This is a genomic window from Sphingomonas sp. Leaf62, from assembly GCF_001421915.1.
In the GTDB taxonomy this organism is placed as follows: domain Bacteria; phylum Pseudomonadota; class Alphaproteobacteria; order Sphingomonadales; family Sphingomonadaceae; genus Sphingomonas.
This window is the reverse complement of sequence record NZ_LMLN01000009.1, coordinates 46,005-52,323: the sequence shown is the minus strand read 5'-3', so window position 1 is coordinate 52,323 and position 6,319 is coordinate 46,005. Positions and strand designations below refer to the sequence as shown.

The following is a 6,319-nucleotide window of genomic DNA, read 5'->3' as shown; positions in this document are numbered from 1 at the left end:
CCCAGCCGATGGACGTCAGCTTCGCGGAAGACGTCGCCGCCGAGCAGAGCGCCCCTGCCCAGACCGACGCCCCGGCGGTCAGCCAAGCACCCGACACCGGCCCGCCTGAAGATGCCGCCCCGCCCGAAGCGGTGGAAGAACCGGCCCCGGAACCCGCACCCGCGCCGCCCGCACCGGCACCACGTCCGCAGCCGGCACCGCGCCCCGAACCAAAGCCTGCGCCGAAGCCCGTTCCGGCTCCCAAGCCGGTGGCGAAGCCGGTCCCCAAGCCTGCGCCGAAACCTGCTCCCGCGGCCAAGCCGGAACCGAAGCCTGCTCTGGCTAGGCCGGCGCAGCGTCCCGCGCCGGCACCGGCACGTCCCGCACCAGCGGCGAAGGCTCCGGCGAAACCTGCAGCCGCCAAACCCGCCGCGACCAAGGGGCAAGGGACCAATGCGCAGGCGACCGCCCCCCGGCCGCGCGGCGGGCGTCTGGGCGACAATTTCCTGAAGGGCATTGCCGACACGCCCAAGCCGGGCAAGGCGGAGGCACCCCGAGGCACTGCGGTCACGGCGCAGTCGGTCGCCGGTTTGGCCAGTGCGATTCAGCGGCAGGTGCAGCCCTGCGCCAACAAGATTCCCAATCCCGGCCCCGGCGCGAACCAGATCCGATCGAAGATCCGCTTGCAGATGCGCGCCGACGGCACGCTTGCCGCGCGTCCGCAGTTGCGCGGACAGACCGGGGTCGACGGCGAGAACGAACGCTATGCGCAGCGCGTGTCCGAACTGGCCATCGCCGCGCTGATCCAGTGTGCCCCTTATGAACTTCCGGCGGACCTGTACGAAGGCGGCTGGAAGGATATCATCATCAACTACAAACTACCCGGCTGACCGGAGAGGATTTATGCGTAGAAAGACCCTGGCTTTTGGTGCGGCGCTGGCAGGCGTGCTGGCCGCGCCCGCCGCGTTCGCGCAGGTCGAGGTGGATATCGAGGGCGGTATCTCCGAACCACTGCCGATCGCGGTGCCGGTGATGCCGACGCCGCAGGTCGCCACGACCCCCGCCGGGTCGACCGATGCGCTCGGGCGGCAACTGGCGGAGATCGTCGCGGGCGACCTGCGCAATTCCGGCCTGTTCAAGCCCGCCGGCCCCGCCGGCCTTCCCGCCGTCGCCATGGCACAGGTCCAGTCGCCCGATTATGCGGTGTGGAGCGGCGCGCAGGCGCTGGTGCAGGGCTATGTCCGTGCCGAAGCGAACGGCACGCTGACGATCGGCTGCTATCTCTACGACACGTTCGGCCGCACCGAACTGACGCGGCAGGGGTTCAACGTGCCGCCGGCCGAATGGCGTCGCGCCGCACATAAATGCGCCGATGCCGTCTATACCCGCCTGTCGGGCGAAGGCCCCTATTTCGACAGCCGCATCGTCTATGTCAGCGAAACCGGGCCGAAGGGCAAACGGATCAAGCGGCTGGCGATCATGGATCAGGACGGGGCCAACCACCGCTTCCTGACCAACGGCCAGTCGATCGTGCTGACCCCGCGTTTCGCGCCGGGCCAGCAGTCGATCGTGTATATGAGCTATGTCAACGACCGCCCGGCGATCTACATCCTCGATCTCGGGACCGGGCGGCAGCGGCTGCTGGTGCAGAATGCGTCGCTGACCTTCGCGCCGCGCTTCTCGCCCGATGGCCGCTATGTCCTGTTCTCGATGGCGCAGGCCGGCAATACCGATATCTACCGGGTGCCGGCAGCGGGCGGCAGTCCGCAGCGGCTGACCAATGCGCCCGGCATCGACACCGGCGGCAGCTATTCGCCCGACGGGTCGAAGATCGTGTTCGAAAGCGACCGCTCGGGCACCCAGCAGCTATACGTCATGAACGCCGACGGATCGAACCAGCAGCGGATCAGCTTTGGCGGCGGGCGCTATGCAACGCCGGTCTGGAGCCCGCGCGGCGACCTGATCGCCTTCACCCGGCAAGGCGGTGGATCGTTCCGCATCGGCATCATGTCCCCTTCGGGCGGTGGCGAGAAGCTGCTGAGCGATGCCTGGGGCGACGAAGGGCCGAGCTGGTCGCCCAACGGCCGCGTGCTGACCTTTTTCCGCAGCGCACAGGGATCGGGCAAGACACAGATCTGGTCGGTCGACCTGACCGGATCGAACATCCGCCGCATTCCGACCGCGCTCGACGGGTCGGACCCGAGCTGGGGCCCGATCCGGTCCTGAGGCTTTCACCAACAGGGGCAATTCCGGTACAGGGGCATTGTAGCGGGTGCGATACGACCAAGGGAGGTTTTGATGACCAAGTTTTCGACCACGCTGATCGTCGGCGCGGCGCTGCTGGCGACCGCCGGCTGCGCCAAGAAGCGACCCGAGGTGCTGCCGCCGGCACCGGGCCAGATAGTCGATCCGAACGCCGGTACCGGCAACACCGGGACGGGCACCGGCACCACGGGCGTCGTGCCGGGATCGCGCGCCGATTTCCAGCAGTCGGTGGCAAGCGACACGATCAATTTCGGTCTCGACCAATATGATATCGATGCGTCGGCACGCGCGGTACTCGACAGCCAGGCACAGTGGCTGGCGCGCTATCCGAATGTGCGCGTGACGATCGAGGGGCATTGCGACGAACGCGGCACTCGCGAATACAACCTTGCCCTCGGCGATCGCCGGGCCAATGCGGCGTCGAGCTATCTGGCGACGCGCGGCATTTCGCCGTCGCGGATCACCACGATCAGCTATGGCAAGGAACGCCCGCTGGCGCTCGGTTCGGACGAAGGTGCATGGGCGCAGAACCGTCGGGCGGTGACGGTGGTGCTGCAGTAAAAGGATCATACCTGCCCGGTCGAGCGGCGATCGGGCAGGGGATCAACCCACCAGCTTCAGCCGGCCGCGCCCCTCCGCCTTTGCGGCGTAGAGCGCGCGGTCGGTGCGGGTATAGACGGTCGACACGGTATCGTCGGCGCGGACCATGGTCATGCCGGCAGAGAAATCGATTCGGAAGTCCGGCTGCGTCGCGATTACCGAAACCTCGCGGACTTCGTCGCGCAAGCGGCCGACCGCGGTTTCGGCATCGGCGATCCCTTGATCGGGGAACAGGATCAGAAACTCCTCGCCGCCAATCCGTCCGAACGCGTCGCACGTGCGCAGACCGGCGCGGACCGTTCGTGCGAAGGCTTGCAGGACCTGGTCCCCGGCGACATGGCCGAAGCGGTCGTTGACCTGTTTGAAATGATCGAGATCGATCAGCATTGCCGCCGTGTCGGTCGAGCGACCGGCCTGCAATGCCATGATCCGGCAGCCGAGCAATTCCATGATGTGCGCCCGGTTCGACAGCCCGGTCAGCGGATCGGTCGAGGCCGACTTCAACGCGATGTCACGTTCCTGACGCAGGGCACGCTCCGATTCCCCCAGCCGGGTAATGTCGAGCGCGGTGAACAGGATATGGCCGTCAGGCAAGGTTTGCTCGACGATATGCAACCACGTTCCGTCATGCATGTCGGTCTCGATCGACAGCGACGGCACCTTGCCGCGGCGCGATAGCGATGAGCTTAACCAGACCTCGAAATCATCGTGCGACACGATCGGACCGCGCCGATGGGCATGATTGCGACGCATCATCGACACCCAGTCGATCCGCTCGTCCGGTCCGAGAAAGAAGGCGCGCCGAAACGCGGGATTGGCGAACAGGATCAGTCCGGCGGGGTCGTAGAGCGCGATCATCGCGTCGGCCTGGCCGACCCCTTCGATCAGTTTTGCGACGGTTGCGGACACGATACTGTTCCGTACGGAGTGACAGGCAAACCGATCGAGTAGAAGACTCGACCGGCCAGACGTTTCGTTGTCGATCCGCAACAGAATTCTACGATAAAGTATTTAAGATTTGCCCGCCGCCAGTTGTGGCTGGCGGCGGGACGACGGCTTTACGCTTCGGCTGGAGCCTTGGCCTTGCCGCCCTTGCGAGGTTTTTTGGGAGCGGCCGGCGTGATTTCGAACGCCAGCGCATTGTCCTTGAGCGTCACGCTGACCTCGCCACCATGGATCAGCTTGCCGAACAACAGTTCCTCGGCGAGTGGCTGCTTGATCTTGTCCTGGATCAACCGACCCATCGGACGCGCACCGTACAGCTTGTCATAGCCCTTTTCCGTCAGCCACGTCTTCGCCGCTTCGTCGAGGCGGATATGAACGCTGCGATCGGCCAGCTGCAGTTCAAGCTGAAGGATGAACTTGTCGACCACCCGCGCGACGACTTCCGGCGGCAGGTAGCCGAACGGCACGATCGCATCCAGCCGGTTGCGGAATTCCGGCGTGAACAGCTTGCGCACCGCCTCTTCCTGCACATCCTCGCGATCGATCTGGCCGAAACCGATCGATTCCTTGGCCATGTCCGACGCGCCCGCATTGGTCGTCATGATCAGGATGACGTTGCGGAAATCGACGGTCTTGCCGTGGTGGTCGGTCAGCTTGCCATTGTCCATCACCTGCAACAGGATGTTGAACAGGTCGGGATGTGCCTTCTCGATCTCGTCGAGCAGCAGCACGCAATGTGGCTGCTGATCGATCGCATCGGTGAGCAGACCGCCCTGATCGTACCCGACATAGCCCGGAGGCGCACCGATCAGCCGGCTGACCGAATGGCGTTCCATATATTCGGACATGTCGAACCGCTGGAGCGGGATGCCCATGATTTCCGACAGCTGGCGCGCGACCTCGGTCTTGCCGACGCCGGTGGGGCCGGTGAACAGATAGTTGCCGATCGGCTTGTCGGGATCGCGCAGGCCCGCACGCGACAGCTTGATCGCCGAGGACAACGCCTTGATCGCATCGTCCTGTCCGAATACCACCCGTTTCAGGTCGAGTTCGAGATTGGCGAGCGCGCGCGTATCGTCGGTCGAAACCGTTTTCGGCGGGATACGCGCCATCGTCGCGATGACCGCCTCGATCTCCTTCGAGGTGATGGTCTTCTTGCGCTTGGGGGCCGGCACCAGCATCTGCATCGCGCCGACTTCGTCGATCACGTCGATCGCCTTGTCGGGCAGCTTGCGGTCGTTGATGTAGCGCGCCGAGAGTTCCACCGCCGACTTGATCGAATCGGGGGTGTACTTGACCTTGTGATGCTCCTCGAACGCGGTGCGCAGGCCGGTCAGGATCTTGATCGTATCCTCGACCGTCGGTTCGTTCACGTCGATCTTCTGGAACCGGCGCAGCAGTGCGCGATCCTTTTCGAAGTGGTTGCGGAACTCCTTGTAGGTGGTCGAGCCGATACAGCGGATTTGCCCGCCCGACAGTGCGGGCTTGAGTAGGTTTGAGGCATCCATCGCCCCGCCACTAGTGGCACCGGCGCCGATGACGGTATGGATTTCATCGATGAACAGCACCGCGTGCGGCAGCTTTTCCAGCTCGGTCACGACCTGTTTCAGTCGCTCTTCGAAATCGCCGCGATAGCGGGTGCCGGCGAGCAGTGCGCCCATATCCAGCGAGTAGATGACAGCGGGCAACAGCACTTCGGGCACGTCGCCCTCGACGATCTTGCGCGCCAGCCCTTCCGCGATCGCGGTCTTGCCGACGCCCGGATCACCGACATACAGCGGATTGTTCTTCGACCGGCGGCACAGAATCTGCACCGTGCGATCGACCTCGGCCGACCGACCGATCAGCGGGTCGACCTTGCCGATCTTCGCCTTTTCGTTCAGGTCGACGCAGAACTGCTTGAGCGCGCTTTCGCCCTTGCCCTTGTCGGCCACCTTCGGCGTTTCCTTTTCCTCGGCACCCTTGGGGCTAGGAGTTTCGGTGGCGGTCGATCCGCCCTTGCCGACGCCGTGGCTGATGAAGCTGACGGCGTCGAGCCGGCTCATGTCCTGCTGTTGCAGGAAATAGACGGCATAGGTCTCGCGCTCGCTGAACATCGCGACCAGCACGTTGGCGCCGGTCACTTCGTCGCGGCCCGACGACTGGACGTGCAGGATCGCGCGCTGCACCACGCGCTGGAAACTGCTGGTCGGCGACGGATCGGTCGCGGCGTCCAGTTTGAACGTGTCGAGTTCGGTGTCGAGATAATGCGCGACGGTGGTGCGCAGTTCGTCGAGCTCGACGCCGCAGCCGGTCATCACCTTCGCCGCGTCCGGATCGTCGGTCAGCGCGAAGAGCAGATGTTCGAGCGTCGCATATTCGTGCCGGCGCGAGGATGCGGCCTCAAGCGCCTTGTGCAGCGTGGATTCCAATGCGGATGCGAAGGATGGCATTCAATTCACTCCGGTCGGCCGGCGGGAACGCGCCGGCCCTGCGTCCCGGTGTCCCGGGTCTTCCACCATGTCGGTACGCCGCCGCCCGGCATCAAGCG

The 6,319-nt window shown here is 65.0% G+C and carries 5 protein-coding genes; 3 read left to right on the top strand and 2 right to left on the bottom strand.

From position 1 onward, the window contains the following. The 3 genes from ASE91_RS06065 to pal form a co-directional block, all read left to right on the top strand. Positions 1–869, top strand: an 869-nt coding sequence (locus ASE91_RS06065; RefSeq protein ID WP_235530352.1) for a cell envelope biogenesis protein TolA, incomplete at its 5' end; no start/stop codon positions are given. 13 nt (positions 870–882) lie between these two features. Continuing rightward, positions 883–2,205, top strand: a complete 1,323-nt coding sequence (gene tolB / locus ASE91_RS06060) for a Tol-Pal system beta propeller repeat protein TolB (RefSeq protein WP_056623844.1) — start codon at positions 883–885, stop codon at positions 2,203–2,205. Positions 2,206–2,277: 72 nt separating this feature from the next. After that, the gene (pal, locus tag ASE91_RS06055; protein WP_056623841.1) at positions 2,278–2,805 is read left to right on the top strand and encodes a peptidoglycan-associated lipoprotein Pal; all 528 of its coding nucleotides are present in this window, start codon (positions 2,278–2,280) and stop codon (positions 2,803–2,805) included. 42 nt (positions 2,806–2,847) lie between these two features. Here the strand turns inward: pal and ASE91_RS06050 are convergent, their stop codons facing one another. Together ASE91_RS06050 and clpA are read right to left on the bottom strand one after the other, a co-directional pair. After that, positions 2,848–3,753: a GGDEF domain-containing protein gene (locus tag ASE91_RS06050; RefSeq protein ID WP_200911204.1), complete on the bottom strand. Its 906-nt coding sequence runs from the start codon at positions 3,751–3,753 to the stop codon at positions 2,848–2,850. A gap of 149 nt (positions 3,754–3,902) precedes the next feature. Beyond that, complete coding sequence (clpA, locus tag ASE91_RS06045) at positions 3,903–6,221, bottom strand: ATP-dependent Clp protease ATP-binding subunit ClpA (RefSeq protein ID WP_056623837.1); 2,319 nt, start codon at positions 6,219–6,221, stop codon at positions 3,903–3,905. Positions 6,222–6,319: the final 98 nt, after the last annotated feature.